This is a genomic window from Paraburkholderia phenoliruptrix, from assembly GCF_019511605.1.
Taxonomy (GTDB): Bacteria; Pseudomonadota; Gammaproteobacteria; order Burkholderiales; family Burkholderiaceae; genus Paraburkholderia; species Paraburkholderia phenoliruptrix_A.
The window spans coordinates 71,265-87,670 of the sequence record NZ_JAEUAV010000020.1; the positions used below are offsets into that span (position 1 = coordinate 71,265).

At 63.6% G+C, this 16,406-nt stretch carries 14 protein-coding genes; 4 read left to right on the forward strand and 10 right to left on the reverse strand.

The window, feature by feature from the left end; all coding sequences use genetic code 11:
- Positions 1 to 185: 185 nt before the first annotated feature.
- Positions 186 to 779 (reverse strand): CDP-diacylglycerol--glycerol-3-phosphate 3-phosphatidyltransferase, encoded by a 594-nt coding sequence (gene pgsA, locus JNB89_RS22500; protein ID WP_013340038.1) that lies wholly within the window; start codon positions 777 to 779, stop codon positions 186 to 188.
- A 165-nt stretch (positions 780 to 944) separates the two neighbouring features.
- A complete protein-coding gene (gene uvrC, locus JNB89_RS22505) occupies positions 945 to 3,164 on the reverse strand; it encodes an excinuclease ABC subunit UvrC (RefSeq protein ID WP_220363638.1) in 2,220 nt (739 codons plus the stop codon).
- 150 nt (positions 3,165 to 3,314) lie between these two features.
- Between uvrC and earP the strand changes: the two genes are divergently transcribed.
- From earP to JNB89_RS22525, 4 genes are all read left to right on the forward strand, one after another.
- A complete protein-coding gene (gene earP, locus JNB89_RS22510) occupies positions 3,315 to 4,529 on the forward strand; it encodes an elongation factor P maturation arginine rhamnosyltransferase EarP (protein WP_220363639.1) in 1,215 nt (404 codons plus the stop codon).
- A 404-nt stretch (positions 4,530 to 4,933) separates the two neighbouring features.
- Positions 4,934 to 5,491 carry an elongation factor P gene (gene efp / locus JNB89_RS22515; RefSeq protein ID WP_013340042.1) on the forward strand — a complete coding sequence of 186 codons (558 nt, stop codon included), beginning with the start codon at positions 4,934 to 4,936 and terminating at the stop codon, positions 5,489 to 5,491.
- Between the two features lie 247 nt (positions 5,492 to 5,738).
- Positions 5,739 to 5,945, forward strand: coding sequence for a CsbD family protein (locus tag JNB89_RS22520; protein WP_220363640.1), 207 nt, complete (start codon positions 5,739 to 5,741; stop codon positions 5,943 to 5,945).
- Positions 5,946 to 6,314: 369 nt separating this feature from the next.
- Complete coding sequence (locus tag JNB89_RS22525) at positions 6,315 to 7,697, forward strand: sigma-54-dependent transcriptional regulator (RefSeq protein WP_013340044.1); 1,383 nt, start codon at positions 6,315 to 6,317, stop codon at positions 7,695 to 7,697.
- A 112-nt stretch (positions 7,698 to 7,809) separates the two neighbouring features.
- Here the strand turns inward: JNB89_RS22525 and nagZ are convergent, their stop codons facing one another.
- From nagZ to lepA, 8 genes are all read right to left on the reverse strand, one after another.
- Complete coding sequence (gene nagZ / locus JNB89_RS22530) at positions 7,810 to 8,838, reverse strand: beta-N-acetylhexosaminidase (RefSeq protein ID WP_220363641.1); 1,029 nt, start codon at positions 8,836 to 8,838, stop codon at positions 7,810 to 7,812.
- Between the two features lie 65 nt (positions 8,839 to 8,903).
- The gene (gene acpS, locus JNB89_RS22535; RefSeq protein ID WP_220363642.1) at positions 8,904 to 9,359 is read right to left on the reverse strand and encodes a holo-ACP synthase; all 456 of its coding nucleotides are present in this window, start codon (positions 9,357 to 9,359) and stop codon (positions 8,904 to 8,906) included.
- A gap of 26 nt (positions 9,360 to 9,385) precedes the next feature.
- Positions 9,386 to 10,150: a pyridoxine 5'-phosphate synthase gene (gene pdxJ / locus JNB89_RS22540; RefSeq protein ID WP_220363643.1), complete on the reverse strand. Its 765-nt coding sequence runs from the start codon at positions 10,148 to 10,150 to the stop codon at positions 9,386 to 9,388.
- On the reverse strand, positions 10,147 to 11,067 hold the full coding sequence (recO, locus tag JNB89_RS22545) for a DNA repair protein RecO (protein WP_220363644.1): 921 nt from the start codon (positions 11,065 to 11,067) through the stop codon (positions 10,147 to 10,149). The genes pdxJ and recO overlap by 4 nt, the downstream gene beginning before the upstream one ends.
- Complete coding sequence (gene era, locus JNB89_RS22550) at positions 11,054 to 11,953, reverse strand: GTPase Era (RefSeq protein ID WP_027214206.1); 900 nt, start codon at positions 11,951 to 11,953, stop codon at positions 11,054 to 11,056. Before era ends, recO begins: the two co-directional genes overlap by 14 nt.
- 54 nt (positions 11,954 to 12,007) lie before the next feature.
- Positions 12,008 to 13,306: a ribonuclease III gene (gene rnc / locus JNB89_RS22555; RefSeq protein ID WP_220363645.1), complete on the reverse strand. Its 1,299-nt coding sequence runs from the start codon at positions 13,304 to 13,306 to the stop codon at positions 12,008 to 12,010.
- A 208-nt stretch (positions 13,307 to 13,514) separates the two neighbouring features.
- A complete protein-coding gene (lepB, locus tag JNB89_RS22560) occupies positions 13,515 to 14,408 on the reverse strand; it encodes a signal peptidase I (RefSeq protein ID WP_220363646.1) in 894 nt (297 codons plus the stop codon).
- An 18-nt stretch (positions 14,409 to 14,426) separates the two neighbouring features.
- Entirely contained in the window at positions 14,427 to 16,220 is a 1,794-nt protein-coding gene (lepA, locus tag JNB89_RS22565) for a translation elongation factor 4 (protein ID WP_013340052.1), read from the reverse strand.
- Between the last annotated feature and the right edge of the window lie 186 nt (positions 16,221 to 16,406).

The window sequence follows — 16,406 nt, forward strand, 5'->3', positions numbered from 1 at the left end:
GCATCCGACGTTTCGAACTGCGTGCATCGGAGAAACGAGATTATGGAGAAACGACCGAAACGTGTCAACCCCTTTCGCCTATCTCTTTAACTGAACAGAATTGACTCACGAAGTCGCCGCCGTTCACCGGCTTTCAACGGCACGCGCTTGTCACATGAAGCATCCAGGCAAGCGCGCGCACCGGTTCACACAGCCCCGCCGCGCTCGCGGATTTGCGGCCATGCGAGCTTCATGTAATAGAGCATCGACCAGATGGTCAGGACGGCCGCAAGATAGATGAGCCACAGGCCCCAGGTGCGCGTGTCGATCGCCACCCCGCCGCCGAACGACAGCGGACCGTTGAACAGCAGCATCGGAATTGCCACCATCTGGCATGCGGTCTTGAACTTGCCGAGCGAATTCACGGCGACGCTCTTCGACGCTCCGATCTGCGCCATCCATTCCCGCAGCGCCGAAATGGCGATCTCGCGTCCGACGATCACGAGCGCGATTGCCGAGTCGATGCGCGCGAGCTGCACCAGCACGAGCAACGCGGCGGTCACCATGAGTTTGTCCGCGACCGGATCGAGAAACGCGCCGAACGCCGAAGTCTGATTCCACTTGCGAGCCAGATAGCCGTCGAACCAGTCTGTCAGCGCGGCCAGCACGAAGATGGTCGCCGCGGCGAGATTGCGGTGCGCGGGGCTCATCATCATGTCGGGCAAATAGAACACGCCGACGACGAGCGGGATCAGAACGATCCGCAGCCAGGTCAGGAAAATCGGGAAATTGAACGGCATGGGCAGGCGCAACGTCTGACAGGAGAGATGCAATTGTGCCGTGTCACCGTGGCTGCCACAAGCAAAGCGGCGCCGCGAGCCCGGTGCGTGCGCCTGCTGTGAACACGTTGGGCGACGCGCGCGCCCAGCTTTCGGGCGAGCGCCGTCTCGAGCGTTGGTTGGCAGTCAGTGCAATTGCCGGTAGATCTGCTCGGCGAGCGCTTGCGAAATGCCTTCGACACTCGCGAGATCTTCAACGCTCGCCGCGACCACGCCGCGCAATCCGCCGAAGCGCGCGAGCAGGCGCTGCCGCCGTTTCGCGCCGACGCCCTCGAGTTCCTCGAGCCGCGAGGTCTGACGCGTCTTGCCGCGCTTCGCGCGCATGCCGGTAATGGCGAAGCGGTGCGCCTCGTCGCGGATCTGCGCGACCAGCATCAGCGCGGCGCTTTCCTTGCCGAGTTCGAGCGGCGCGCGGCCGTCGGCGAAAATCAGGGTTTCCAGGCCGACCTTGCGCCCCTCGCCCTTCGCGACCCCGACCAGCATGCCGGTGTCGAGTCCCAGCTCCGTGAACACCTGCCGCGCGATTTCGACCTGGCCCTTGCCGCCGTCGATCAGCACGATGGTCGGCAATACGCCGCCCGCGGCCACCGGCTCGGCCGCCTCCGGCGTCAGCGACGGGTCCGCGGCTGCGTCGCTTTGCAGTTCGGCGGCTTCGTCCGCAGCGTTGGCGGCGGCTTGCGCGACCATCTTCTCGTAGCGGCGCGTGAGAACCTGGCGCATCGCCGCGTAGTCGTCGCCCGGCGTGATGCCGGTAATGTTGTAGCGGCGATATTCCGACGACTGCATCTTGTGATGGTGATACACGACGCACGACGCCTGCGTTGCCTCGCCCATCGTGTGACTGATGTCGAAGCATTCGATCCGCACGTGTGCGAGGTCGTCGCATTCCATGCCGAGCGTGTCGGTGAGCGCGCGCGTACGGGCCTGCTGCGATCCCTGTTCCGAAAGCAGCCGAGCGAGCGCAAGCCGCGCGTTCTGCTCAGCCATAGCGAGCCACGCGCGGCGCTGGCCTTGCGGCTGACGCAGCACGGTGACCTTGTGGCCGGCCTGCTCGATCAACACGTCGACGAGCTCGCGCGTGGCCGGCGCATGGCTGACCACGAGCACGGGCGGCACGCGGTTGCCGAGATAGTGCTGTGCGATGAATGCCTCTAGCACTTCCGATTCGATGCCGGCCGCGGCGCGGCGTTTGCGCCCTTTCGCGGGCGCTTCGCCGGCAGTGGCGTCGGCGTCGGCGTCCGCATCGGCGGCGTCGTCTTCTTCGGGTGGCAGTTCCTGTGCGATGGCGAGGGCGTCGGCTTCAGCGTCCGCATCGGCGTCAACTGATTGCGCGTCGCCAGCCGCCTCGTTGTCCGCCTCGTCGCCCGCGTCCTGTTCGACCGGCGAAGTCGTATCCGACGCAAGATCCGCGAGCACGTCGCCACCGTCGCCGTCCTCGAGTCCCCCCTCTTCCGCCGTCAGCGCGCTTTCCACATGGGCGGGGAAATATGCCTTGTCGCCCAGATGCCGGCCGCCGCGCACCATCGCGAGATTCACGCACACGCGGCCGCCGAGCGCGACCACTGCGAGGATATCGACGTCGCTGTCGCTACCCACTTCGATAGCCTGCTGATGCAGCACCGTCGACAGCGAACTCATCTGGTTGCGCACCGCGGCGGCCTGCTCGAATTTCAGCTCGCTCGCGAACGCATGCATCTTCTGCTCGAGCTCCTTCATCACTTCGCCCTGGCGGCCAAGCAGGAAGCGCGACGCGTTCGCGACGTCGCGCGCATAGTCTTCTTCGCCGATGTTGCCGACGCACGGCGCGGTGCAGCGCCCGATCTGATGCAGCAGGCACGGCCGCGTGCGGTTGTTGAACACCGAGTCCTCGCAGGTGCGCAACTGAAAGACCCGCTGCAGGATCTGAATGCTCTCGCGCACGGCCCACGCGCTCGGAAACGGGCCGAAGTACTGGTTCTTGCGATCCACGGCGCCACGGTAGTAGGCCATGCGCGGGAACTTGTGGCCCGTCAGCTTCAGATACGGATACGACTTGTCGTCGCGAAACAGAATGTTGTAGCGCGGCGCGAGCGCCTTGATCAGATTGTTTTCTAGCAGCAGCGCTTCCGCCTCGGAACGCGTGACGGTCGTCTCTACGCGCGCAATGCGTGTGACCATCATCGCGATGCGCGGCGACAGTTGCGTCTTGGTGAAATAGCTCGAGACGCGCTTTTTCAGATCGCGCGCCTTGCCGACATACAGCACCGCGCCGTGCGTATCGTAGTAGCGATACACGCCTGGCAGATGCGGCAATTGGGCGAGCACCTTCTTGGGCTCGAATTCAATGCTTGCTTCGGGTTCGGTCATGCAGGATCGGCTGGGTGGACTGTCTCGGAAGCCTCGCGCCGTGTGCCGCCCGGCGCATGCACTCTGGCACGCAAACTCCGGAGGAGGCTTTCATACGAGTGCTTTAGAATCGCCAGTTTAGAACATTCCGCGTTCGCACGAGCCCTGCCGATGTCCTCCTCCGCGCCGCTCACTGCTTCATCCGTCGCTCGGCCCGCCGAACTATCCGCCGAACCGTCCACGGCAATTGCCTGCGATATTTTCTGCGCGGTGATCGACAACTTCGGCGACATCGGCGTCTGCTGGCGCCTTGCGCGGCAACTGGCGAGCGAGCACGGCTGGCAGGTCCGCGTCTTCGTCGACGAGTTGCGGGCGTTCCAGAAGCTCTGCCCGTCGCTCGCGCTGGATCGGTCACGGCAGACGGTCGAGGGCATCGTCGTCGAGCATTGGCACACGCCCACGCACGCGGGCGACACGCTCCAGGTCGGGGACGTCGTGATCGAGGCATTCGCCTGCGAGCTGCCGCCCGTCTACGTGGCGGCAATGGCGCAGCGCGAGCGCGCGCCCGTGTGGATCAACCTCGAATATCTGAGCGCCGAAGACTGGGTCGCGGACTTTCACCTGCGACCCTCGCCGCATCCGCAATACCCGCTCGTCAAAACGTTTTTCTTTCCGGGGCTCGGCCCAGGCACCGGCGGCGTGCTGAAGGAACAGGGTCTGGATACCGCACGCGCCGCGTTCGAAGCGTCGCCGGGCGCGCGCGACGCCTGGTGGCACGCAACCGTCGGCCATGCGCCGCCGGCCGGGGCGACCGTCGTGTCGCTGTTCGCTTACGAGAATCCCGCCCTCGACAGCCTGCTCGAACAGTGGCGCGACAGCACCCAGCCGGTCGTGCTGCTGGCGCCGGAGGGTCGCATCTCCGGCGCACTGGCGCGCTTTTTCGGACTCCCTTCGTTTGACGCGGGCGCTCACGCAGAGCGCGGCTCCCTGAGCGCTCGCGGGCTCGCGTTCACCGAGCAGTCAGCTTACGACGCGCTGCTGTGGGCCAGCGACATCAATTTCGTGCGGGGCGAGGATTCGTTCGTGCGCGCCCAGTGGGCCTGCAAACCCTTCGTCTGGCACATCTATCCGCAAGCCGACGACGCGCATCTGCCGAAACTCGACGCCGCGCTTGCGCATTACACCCGCACGCTTGGCGAAGATTCCGCCGCTGCTCTCGCACGCTTCTGGCACGCGTGGAACGGCGCCGGCGCCCCCGACTGGGCGGACCTGTGCCGTCACTCCCCCGCACTGCAGCGGCGTGCGGCCGAATGGGCGGCCGAACTCGCGCAAGTTGGCGACCTGGCGGGAAATCTGGCCTTGTTCACAAAAACTCAGTTAAAATAAGCGGTTATCCAACGGCCGACGACGCAAGCGCGGCCCGATCGCAGCAAAAAATCCTGGTGTTTCCGGTTTAACGTGGCGCAGAAAACCCTGCGCCAGGCGTGAAAAAACCGCGCAAAACGGCGTAACACTGCACCAGGACCACGCTGCCGACCGGCGCCACTCGTGTACACGCCCGCATCGGGTAAAAAGCAGGTAACGGACTGCGGGAAACGGCGAAGCGCGCTGCATCGGCAATTCTGTCGGCGGCGTCCATCGCGAATCCCGCGGCAAGCCAACCCACGCTTCATGCACCGCTTTGCGCCGGGCCGTCCCGGCGCCGCGCGGCGCGCAGGAACGTCGAAGCCGCTTGCGCCGTATGCCGTTGAGCACCAGTTACAGCTACTTATTTCGTACAGGACAGTTTTATGAAGACCGCACAGGAACTCCGCACCGGCAACGTCGTGATGATCGGCGCAGACGCCATGGTCGTGCAAAAGGCCGAATACAACAAATCGGGCCGCAACTCCGCCGTCGTCAAGATGAAGTTCAAGAACCTGCTGACCGGCGCAGGCATGGAAAGCGTGTACAAGGCAGACGACAAGTTCGACGTCGTCGTGCTCGAGCGCAAGGAAGTGACCTACTCGTACTTTGCCGACCCGATGTACGTGTTCATGGACGCCGACTACAACCAGTACGAAGTCGAAGCCGAAATGATGGGCGACGCGATGAACTACCTCGAAGACGGCATGGCTTGCGAAGTCGTCTTCTACAACGACAAGGCCATCTCGGTGGAACTGCCGACCACGCTGGTCCGCGAAATCATCTACACGGAACCGGCTGTGAAGGGCGACACGTCGTCGGGCAAGGTGCTGAAGAGCGCCAAGCTGAACACCGGTTTCGAACTGCAAGTGCCGCTCTTCTGCAATATCGGCGACAAGATCGAAATCGACACGCGTACGCACGAGTACCGCAGCCGCGCTTAAGCGCCGGCCCACTTCTCCCGCGCGCCGGGAAAAACAGAAAAGCGCCCAGACGGGCGCTTTTTCTTTTTTGGGCCGCCGGGTATCGTTGAGGAAAACTTTACCGGCAATTTTCTTCAAATTGCCGCCCCCGGCGCCCGTTCTTGCCGCGTAGGCCACACATAAGCCCTTGATCTGGCAAGTCAAAATGGATTGGCATAAGTCGTGCTAGTCAGCCTTTACCCTATATTTGCGATTGCGGAGATGCGAGATGAACAACGACATCGCTGAAGGCAAGTGGAAGCAACTGGTTGGCAAAGCCAAAGCGGCATGGGGCGAACTGACGGACGACGAATTGACGATGGCCGAAGGCCGCGCCGACCGCCTCGCCGGCCTGATCCAGGAACGTTATGGCAAGACCCGCGAGGACGCGCAGCGCGAAGTGCGCCGCTTCTTCGACAGCAACCGGGATTTCTGACAGCAGAACTGACAGCAGAAGTGAGGTAAGTACCGGCGCCCTCGCCCGTCGCATCGTGACGGCGAGGAGGCCGGTGGATTTGGACCGGGGCGGCGCGACGCGAATCGGTGAGTCGCGAATCGCCCTCTTGCTACAGCAAAGGACCAGAACTACGTGAGTCGACTCGCCGCCCGCTTCGCCCGGTGTGATGCACGCCGGATACCGCGCACATGCCGACTGGAGCGTCGCTGTCGCGCCGCCTCGGCTGACGCCGCGGGCGTGGCGGCGCATCCGACCGACAGTGCCGGCCAGCCATCGTGCCCGCGCCGCGCGTTGCAATCTCCGCGCGCAGAAGCGGGTATTCCATCCATCTAAAAAGTTGCGCTCGCCATGCCACACGCCCTGATTGTTGAAGACGATCCCAATAGCCTGTCGGGCCTGTCTGCCATTCTCGCCGCCGACGGCTTTTCCGTCGACACGGCGACCACGCTCGCCGAAGCGCGGGCCGCGCTGACACGCTTCATCCCCGACGTCGTGCTGGTCGACCTGAATCTTCCTGACGGCAGCGGGCTCGACCTGCTGCAGCATCTGCCCGCGCATCCGCCAGGCGGCGCGTTGCCCGTCATTGTCATGACCGGCAACGCGACCGTCGAAAGCGCGATCGAGGGGTTGCGGCATGGCATCTGGGACTATCTACTGAAGCCCGTCAATATTCCGCGGCTGCGCAGCCTGCTCGCCCGCATTCCGCGCCCCTACGAACTAACTGAGGAGGTGCAGACGCTGCGCGCGTCGCTGCGCCAACTGGGCCGTTTCGGTTCCATGCTCGGCCGCAGCGGCGCCATGCAGCACGTCTACGACACGATCGAACATATCGCGCCCACCGAAGCGGCGGTGCTCATTTCAGGCGAAGCCGGCACCGGTAAGCAGGTAGCGGCCCGCACGATGCACGACATGAGCCGGCGCCGCAAAGGCCCGTTCGTGACACTCGACTGCCGCAGCGCGGGCGGCGCGGTGGCGCTGCGCTCGCTGGACAGCGTGCTGTTCGGCCACGAGCGGGGCGCGTTCAGCGGCGCAGAGACGCGCGAGCCGGGCCTGTTCGAGCAGGCGAGCGGCGGCACGCTGTTCATCGACGAAATCGCGGAGTTGCCGCGTGCACAACAGGAGGCGCTGCTACGCGCGCTCGATTCGCAGACGTTTATGCGCGTGGGTGGCACGAGCCAGGTGGTGACCGATTTCCGCCTGATCGCGTCAACCCGCAAGCCGCCGCGCGCCGCGGTCGCAGACGGCAGCCTGCACCAGGACCTCGCGCTGCGCCTCGAAGCCGCCGCCGTGACCTTGCCGCCGTTGCGCGAGCGTGGCGAAGATCCGGCGCTGATGGCGCAGGCCATCGTCGACGAATTGAATCATGACGCGGCGGCGCGCGGCGCTTCGGAGGTCGCGAAACAGATCGGGCCGAATTTCCTGCGCGAATGTCTGAGCTACGAATGGCCCGGCAATGTACGCGAACTGCAGGACCGCGTGAGGCGCGCCTATCACGCGTCGGGCGACGTGTTGGAGTCGCTGCGTGCGGACGAAGCCGGCTCCGTGAACGGCCGCGATCTGAACGGCAGCCGTGTGCAGGTGACGGTCGGCACGCCGCTCGCCGATGTCGAAGAAATGCTGATCCGCGCGACGCTCGACGCGGTGGGCGGCACGCGTCATAGGGCGGCGTCGCTGCTCGGCATCAGTCCGAAAACGCTCTACAACAAGCTGCAACGCATGCGGCTGAATTGACGGGTACGGATAGCCAGCGGAAGGTAGCGAACGAGAAACGGCGTCTCTTGCGAGACGCCGTTTTTTCTGGCCGCTGTTCGCTGTTCGCTGTCCGGCGCTCGCCGTTCGCCGCTCACGGGAAGACGCTGCGCAACAACGCCTGCGCTTGCAGATACTGCGGTTGCGCGACGAGCTTGCTCCACTTGAGCGCCTTGCCGCGCGGCCGCATGCGCTTGATCCGCTGCTGCGATTCGCGGGACGGCGTAAAGCGCAATTCGTCCAGCACCCGTTCCGCCTGTTCGGGCTGATTGCAGATCAGCACCATGTCGCAGCCGGCCTGCAGTGCCGCCGTCGCCCCTTCGGTGAGCGTGCCGCCCTGGCGCGCGGCCTCCATCGACAGATCGTCGCTGAAAATCGCGCCTTCGAAGCGCAGTTTGCCGCGCAGAATGTCCTGCAGCCAGACGCGCGAGAAACCCGCCGGCTTCGAGTCGACTTGCGGATAGACCACATGCGTAGGGATCACCGAGCCGAGCGACAGGCCGAGCCAGTCGTACGGCGCGACGTCGTCGCGCAGGATCTCGTCGAGCGAGCGATCGTCGACGGGCATCGCGACGTGCGAATCGGCGTGCGCGAAACCGTGCCCCGGAAAATGCTTGCCGCAGTTACTCATGCCCGCCAGCGCAAGACCATGATTGAGGCTTTTCGCGAGCAGCGTGACCACGCGCGGATCGCTATGAAACGCGCGATCGCCGATCACCTGCGACTGACCATAGTTCAGATCGAGCACCGGAGTGAAGCTCATGTCGATCCCGCATGCACGCAGCTCGGAAGCGAGGATGTAGCCGACCGCCGTCGCAACCTTGGTGGCGTGCAGCACGTCGCTATCCCACAACGCGCCGAGCTTGCCCATCGCCGGAAGCACCGTGAAGCCGTCGGTCCGGAAGCGCTGCACGCGGCCACCCTCGTGGTCCACGGCGATCAGCAGATCCTCGCGAATCGCGCGGATCGAATCGGTTAGCGCGACCAGTTGCGCGCGGCTCTCGTAGTGGCGCGCGAATAGAATCACGCCGCCGGTCATCGGGTGAGCAAGGCGGCGCCTGTCGTCGTCGTTCAGCGTTTTGCCGACCACGTCGAGCATCACCGGTCCGGGAATGGTTTTCATCGAATTCCGTTTTGAAGAATGCGTGGAGCAAGGAAAGACGCGGCCGCGCAGGCCCCGGTTCCTCGTCAATTTTTGTCGGCAGGATGAGTGGCGCGACCCGGGCTCGTGTTCTCGGGATTCCCTGGCTGCGTGCTCTCGGCGATCACGAACGACACCGCATAATCGCGCTCGTCGCTGATCGTGACGCGCGCCGTAATGCCGCGCTCCGCGAGCCATTCGGCGAGCTCGCCCGAGGCCACCACCATCGGCTCGCCGCTCGGCTTGTTCAGCGTTTGCAGCGCGCGCCATGTCATCGGCCAGTGCATGCCGAGGCCGATTGCCTTCGAGAACGCTTCTTTCGCCGAAAAACGCGTGGCGAGGAAGGCAAGGCCGCGCGCCGCCGAACGCGCATGGCGTGCGTGATAGACGCGCAGTTCGTCGGGCCCGAGCACCTTCTCGGCAAAGCGGCCGTTGGTGCGCTGCATGACCGCCGCGACGCGGCTCACCTGCACGATGTCGGTACCGATACCGTAGATGGTCATATGCGTGACTCGTCCGCGCGAAGGCATCAGGCGCGTGCGCCGAGACGGGCGGCGACCATGATCGCCTTCATCTCGCGCACCGCGTTGTCCCAGCCGGCGAAGAGCGCGTGTGCGACGATCGCATGGCCGATGTTCAGCTCGACAATGCCGTCGATCGCCGCGATCTGCTGGACGTTCGTGTAATGCAGACCGTGGCCGGCATTCACCTTGATGCCGAGCGTCGCGCCGAACTCGGCCGCGCGGACCACGCGCTCGTACTCGCGCTGCTGTTGCGCGGGATCGTGCGCCTCGGCGTAGCGCCCCGTGTGCAACTCGATGACCGGCGCGCCGGCTTCGTGCGCGGCGCGAATCTGCGTCTCGTCGGGGTCGATGAAGAGCGACACGCGCGAATTCGCGTCCGCAAGCTGACGGCACGCGGCGCGCACCGCCTCGAACTGGCCGGCCACGTCGAGACCGCCTTCGGTTGTCAGTTCCTGACGCTTTTCGGGCACGAGGCAAACGTCGTGCGGCTGCAACTCGCACGCGATGTCGAGCATTTCCTGCGTGACCGCGCATTCCAGATTCATTCGCGTCTTCAGAAGCGGACGCAGCGCGCGCACGTCCGCGTCCACGATATGTCGGCGGTCTTCGCGCAGATGCAGCGTGATTGCGTCGGCGCCCGCCTCTTCCGCCATCAGCGCAGCGCAAATCGGGTCAGGATAAGAGGTGCCGCGCGCGTTGCGCAGCGTGGCGACGTGGTCGATATTCACGCCGAGATCGATCACGTTCGGCGAGGTTAGAAAGAAGCTCATAAGTTCTGCAAGTCGATCAGGATCTGGCGCGTCGCGAGCGGCGTGCCGGCAAGGTAGGTGTTGAGCAGAAAGCGCATTAGCGTTTTGCTTTGCGCGACGGTCTGCGCTCGATGGTAATCGTCCTTTTCCATATCGAGCAAGGTTTGCCCCGCGACCACCGGCCATTGCGCCGGCAAGTCGTCGGATGCTTCGCGCACGCCGCGCTCGGGGTCGAACACATAGCGGCTACCCGCTTCGACCGCCTTGCGCGTAACCGTGCGATCCAGCGACATGGCGTAACCGGTCTCACGCAGCAGCACGCGCTCGAACGAGCGCAGCACCTGGACCGGCGGCTCGTCGTGCGCGAGGCGCGTCATCGTGACAACGTAATGATGGAACAGTTGCGGGTGCGGATCTTCACGCGCGCAGAACTTCACGAGCAGTTCGTTCACGTAGAAGCCGCACAAGAGCGCGTCGCCGGTCAGCGGCAACATGCCGCCGACCCATTCGGCGCCGGTAAGCGTGCGCACCTCGGACTTGCCCGACCACGACAGCGCGAGCGGCTGGAACGTCTGCAACACGCCGCGCAGCGCCGAGTGCGGGCGCTTCGCGCCCTTCGCGACCAGCGCGAGACGGCCGTGATCGCGCGACAGCACGTCGATGATCAGGCTCGTCTCGCGATACGGATAGCTGTGCAGAACAAATGCGGGTTGCTCCGCGATCCGGTATTCGGACGGCGAGCCGGAACCGCGCGACGACTTGCGGGCTGGCGTCTTGCGCGGCTCATCGCCGGCAGTGGCGTCCGGGGCGCTGCGAGTGGAGGTTTTGCGGCTACCGCGAGCGGCCCTGGCGGAGCGCTCGCGCGACGGTTCGGCCGGCTCGGAATCGTCCGGGTCGGTGTCGGAATTCAGCGTGACCCACGCGTCATTCGTACCCATACGCACGAAGTCCCGCTTCGTTGTCGGCCCAGCCGCTCTTCACCTTGATGAAGGTTTCGAGATACACGGGGCCGTCAAACAGCTTTTCCATGTCGAGGCGCGCCTCGCTGCTGATCTGCTTCAGCTTGGCGCCCTTCTGACCGATGATCATGGCTTTGTGCGTATCGCGTTCGACAAGGATGGTCGCGAAGATACGACGCAGCCGTCCTTCGGTCTCGAACTTGTCGATCAGCACGGTGCTGGTGTACGGCAGTTCGTCGCCGGTCCAGCGGAACACTTTTTCACGCAGAATTTCGGCGGCGAGAAAGCGTTCGCTGCGGTCGGTGAGATCGTCTTCGCCGTAAATCGGCGCGCCTTCGGGCAGGTAAGGTTTCACGGTCGCCATCAGACGCTTGATGTCGTCTGGATTCTTGGCCGACAGCGGCACGATCTCGTTGAACGGGCGCAGCGCGCTCATCTGCTGCATGAACGGATACAGCGAGTCTTTGTCCGACACGCGATCGAGCTTGTTCGCGATGAGCAGCGTGGGCACCGACGGCGGTATCAGGTCGAGCACTTTCTGATCGTCCGCGCCGAAACGGCCGGCTTCGATCACGAACAGAATGGCATCCACGGCGGTGAGCGTGGAAGTCACCGCGCGGTTCAGCGAACGGTTCAGTGCGCTGCTGTGCTTGGTCTGGAAGCCGGGCGTGTCGACGAAAATGTACTGCGCGTCTTCCAGCGTGTGGATGCCGGTGATGCGATGGCGCGTGGTCTGCGCCTTGCGCGAGGTGATGCTGACTTTCTGGCCGACGAGCGCGTTCATCAGCGTCGATTTGCCGACGTTCGGACGGCCGACGATTGCGACCATGCCGCAGCGAAAACCAGTGGGAGTGGGAGCGTTCATATTCGGGGCTACGGCAGGTTCAGACGACGCGCAGTGTCGGCGCGCCGATGGCAATCAATGGCCCGCGTCGGCGACGCGCGTTTGCACCGCGTCGGCCACGCCGGGTTCGTGTTCGGTGGGCGCGACCGCGCTCGTTGCGGCCGGGGCGGCGGGGGCGGCCGGGCTGGCGTTAGCCGCTGCCTCGCGGGCGCGATGCGGTTTGTCGGTGGCGCGCGAGGCGGGTTCGGCGATTGTGGGATCGGCAGATTTCTCGGCAGATTTCTCGGCAGATTTCTCGGCTGACTTCTCGGCCGAGTGCGCGGCCGAGTGCGCGGCCGAGTGCGCGCCCGGCTTCTCTGTCTTGTCGGCTCGGTCCGCCCGGTCCACTTTCTCCGCCTTGTCGGTCTTTTCGGTGCGCTCTGCCCGCTCTGGCGCGCTGTACTCGACGTGCGCGGCGCGAATCACGGCGAGCGGCGCAGCCGCCGCGCCTGCCACTGTCAGAACCGTGCGCTCGCTCACAGGCTCGGCACCCTGCGCCACCCGCGTGTCGCCCCGCATCGCGGCGCGCTCGTTCTTGCGGTCGGAGCTGCTGCGCAGATCCAGCGCAGCCTGCACGCCGGTCACGCCCGGCACGACCTCCGCTTCGGCCTTCTTGGCCGCGCGGGCACCCTTGGACCGCTTCGACCTGGAGACCACGGCCGGCGCCGCGGCCATCACCTCGTCCAGCGCCTTTTTCGCCGCTGCCTGCTCCGCGGCACGACGGCTGGCACCCGAGCCCGACACCTTCACTTCCAGCTTCGGAACCGTGCATTCCACTTCGAACTGCTGATTGTGCGCCGCACCATGGGTGGCGACGACCGTGTAGGTCGGCAGTGCGATCTTGTGTCCTTGCAGATATTCCTGGAGAAGCGTCTTGGCGTCCTTGCCTAGCGTGCGCGGGTCGATGTGATCGAGAATCGGCACGTAAAGGCGCTTGATGACAGTCTGCGCAGCCTCAAAGCCGCCGTCGAGGAAAACTGCGCCCAGCACGGCTTCCAGCGTATCAGCGAGGATGGACGGCCGACGAAAGCCGCCGCTTCGCAACTCGCCTTCGCCAAGGCGAAGTCCTTCCGAAATATTGAGGGCCTGAGCGAGTTCGTAAAGCGACTGCTGCTTGACCAGGTTTGCGCGGACGCGCGACAGATCGCCTTCGTCCAGTTTGCCGAAACGTTGGAACAATAGCGCAGCCACCGCGCAATTCAGAACGGAGTCGCCTAAAAATTCGAGCCGTTCGTTGTGCGTGGAACTATGACTGCGGTGCGTTAAAGCCTGGCGCAGCAATTCCGCATTGCGAAATTCATAGCGCAGACGGCTTTCCAACGGAGATGAGGGCATGGGCAGAGTATAACGCGGGCGCCGCACCGGGCGAAAACGCGGTACGGCCAGCGGAAAAAGCGTGGTGAAGCGACGTTACCGAAGTTTCTTAAAGTGGCGTGATAACACGCCGCCACTTTCAGGGCCGTTGAGGCGATCGCACATCTAGTCGCGATCGCTCGGTGATAAGCGGCCCTGCTTGCGGCGAGTGCAGCTGTTCACGCGAAGCTCACTGGAACGAACCAATGCGCTTCAGATTGCTGAAGTTCATCCAGATAAAAAACGCACGGCCGACAATATTCTTATCCGGCGCAAAGCCCCAATAGCGGCTGTCTGCACTGTTGTCGCGGTTGTCGCCCATCATGAAGTAATTGCCCGGCGGCACCTTGCAGATAACGCCGCGTGCGTTATACGTGCAGTTATCGCGATACGGATAATCTTCGGCACCTACGATAAACGGCGGCACTGCGGGATTGTTCAGAATCGCGTTCTTGCGGCCCTCGAGATTTTCTTCGAACTGCTTCGCGTAGCCGAGACGCTCCTCGTCGAGATAGTCGGGCAGCGGCGTTTCCGGCACCGGCTTGCCGTTGATCGTCAACTGCTTGTCCTGATACGCGACGACGTCGCCCGGCAAACCGATCACGCGCTTGATGTAATCGACCGACTCGTCTTTCGGGTAGCGGAACACCACGACGTCGCCGCGCTGAAGCGGACGGCCTTCGGTGATTTTGGTGTTGATGATCGGCAGGCGGATACCGTAATCGAATTTGTTGACGAGGATGAAATCGCCCACCAGCAGCGTGGGCACCATCGAGCCCGACGGAATCTTGAACGGCTCGACGACAAACGAGCGCACCACGAAAACCACCAGAATCACCGGGAAAAAGCTCGCCGAGTATTCCAGCCACCACGGTTGGCGCAGCTTGTCGTCACGCAGACGCGCGCGCGTTTGCGCGGCGTTCTCGTCGGCGAAACGCTCGCCCACGCGCTCCTGCTGCCGGTCGAATTCGGCGACAGCGGCCTCCGCCGCGCGCCGCCGTTGCGGCATGAAAACCAGTTTGTCTGCGACCCATGCGACGCCCGTCAAAATAACGAGCACAAAAAGAATCAGCGCAAAATTCATAGGGTTCCGTTGTTCGTCTTATTTGTCTTCGACACGCAGGATGGCGAGGAAAGCCTCTTGCGGAATCTCGACGGACCCCACCTGCTTCATTCGCTTCTTGCCTGCCTTCTGCTTTTCGAGCAGCTTCTTTTTACGTGTTATGTCGCCGCCGTAGCATTTTGCCAGCACGTTCTTACGCAACGCTTTAATGTTCTCGCGCGCGATGATGTTCGAGCCGATGGTAGCCTGCACCGCGACGTCGTACATTTGACGCGGAATCAGTTCGCGCATTTTTGCCGCCACTTCGCGGCCGCGGTACTGGCTTTGCGAACGGTGCACGATGACCGACAGTGCGTCGACCTTGTCGCCGTTGATCAGCATGTCGACCTTTACCACGTCCGACGCGCGATATTCCTTGAACTCGTAGTCCATCGACGCATAGCCGCGCGAAATGGACTTCAGGCGGTCGAAGAAATCGAGCACGACTTCGCCCATGGGAATCTCATAGGTGAGTTGCACCTGGCGGCCGTGGTACTGCATGTTGATCTGCGTGCCGCGCTTTTGCGTGCACAGCGTGATCACGGGGCCGACGTAGTCTTGCGGCATGTACAGATTCACCGTGACAATCGGCTCGCGCACCTCTTCGATCTTCGACGGCTCCGGCATCTTGGCCGGGTTCTCGACCATCACCGTGGTGCCGTCGCGTTGCACCACTTCGTACACCACGGTGGGTGCCGTCGTGATCAGGTCCATGTCGAACTCGCGTTCGAGACGTTCCTGCACGATTTCCATGTGCAACAGCCCAAGAAAACCGCAGCGGAAACCGAAGCCCAGCGCTTGTGATACTTCCGGCTCGTATTGCAGCGACGCGTCGTTGAGTTTCAGCTTTTCGAGCGAATCGCGCAGCGCGTCGTACTGGTTGGCTTCCACTGGATAGAGGCCGGCGAACACCTGTGGCTTCACTTCCTTGAAGCCCGGCAGCGGCTCTTCCGCCGGACGGTTCACGAGCGTCACGGTATCGCCCACTTTCGCGGCGGCCAATTCCTTGATGCCCGCGATAATGAAGCCCACCTGCCCCGCCGACAATGCTTCCAGATTCTTCGACTTCGGCGTGAACACGCCAACGTGTTCGACCGGATACTGCGCGCCGGTTGCCATCAGACGGATCTTGTCCTTCGGACGCAGCGTCCCGTTGACGATGCGAACCAGCATGACGACGCCGACGTAATTGTCGAACCACGAGTCGATGATCAGCGCTTGTAGCGGCGCGTCGGGATCGCCCTTCGGCGGCGGTACTTTCGCAATCAGCGCCTCGAGAACGTCTTCGACGCCCAGACCGGTCTTCGCGCTGCAATGCGTGGCGTCCGTTGCGTCAATGCCGATTACGTCTTCGATTTCTGCAATTGCGTTTTCCGGGTTCGCGGCCGGCAGGTCGATCTTGTTGAGCACCGGAATAACGTCGACGCCGAGTTCGATTGCCGTGTAGCAGTTGGCAACCGTCTGCGCCTCCACGCCCTGGCTCGCGTCGACAACCAGCAGCGCGCCTTCGCAAGCGGACAGCGAGCGGCTGACTTCGTACGAGAAGTCGACGTGGCCCGGCGTGTCGATCATGTTGAGGTTGTAGACCTTGCCGTCGCGCGCGCGATAGGTCAGCGCCGCGGTTTGCGCCTTGATGGTGATGCCGCGCTCGCGTTCGAGATCCATCGAGTCGAGCACCTGGGCTTCCATCTCGCGGTCAGACAGACCGCCGCAAAGCTGGATGATGCGATCGGCGAGCGTCGACTTGCCATGGTCGATGTGCGCAATGATCGAGAAATTACGAATATGATCCATTCAGTGCCGATCAAGCAAAAAAGGCGCGCTCGGACAATAGCGGAGCACGCCTTGTAAGTAGGTGAAAAACTTATCTATTTTAGCCGAAAAGGCTGACGCCCGGCGCATCTTGCAAGGTTCGGGCGGCAGTTGGCCCTGCCAACGACCGCCTGACGCGAGGCCGCAGGCACGCCTGCGGACCGCTTG